The sequence below is a fragment of the Endothiovibrio diazotrophicus genome (assembly GCF_054657215.1).
The window spans coordinates 1-439 of the sequence record NZ_BAAHXB010000322.1 but is presented as its reverse complement, the minus strand read 5'-3'; the positions used below and the strand labels follow the sequence as shown (position 1 = coordinate 439).

The window sequence follows — 439 nt, the reverse complement described above, 5'->3', positions numbered from 1 at the left end:
AGGGCAGGGCTAGCCCTGCCCATTGGCGGAAACTCCTCCGATATACTCCCTCGCTTGCCCACAGCAATCGCCCGCCCGCTCCAAGCTCCTCCTCATCGAACATCAGCGGCGGCAGCCGGAACCCCTCCACCAGCCGGTAGCCCAGTCCCGCCTCGGCGATCACCGGGACCCCGGAGAGGGTGAGGTCCTGGATGTCGCGATAGATGGTGCGTTTGGAGACATCCAGCCGCTCGGCCAAGGCGCCCGCGGTCAGCCAGCGGTCGCTGCGCAGCGCCCGGGTGATGAGAAACAGGCGGTCGGCGCGACGCGCGGCGCCTACTTCCTCGTCCGCAGCGCCGCCTCCAGCGCCAAGCCGACCCAGCGACGCAGCTCCTCGGGTTCCTCCAGCACCTCCACCGGCACCGACCAGAAGTTCATCCGGGTGGTTTTTCCCTTCGAA

General features: G+C 68.1%; 1 protein-coding gene. It reads right to left on the bottom strand.

Annotated features, from left to right (window positions below):
• Positions 1–238, bottom strand: a 238-nt coding sequence (locus ACYQ2W_RS26635) for a helix-turn-helix transcriptional regulator (RefSeq protein ID WP_459874157.1), incomplete at its 3' end; no start/stop codon positions are given.
• Positions 239–439: the final 201 nt, after the last annotated feature.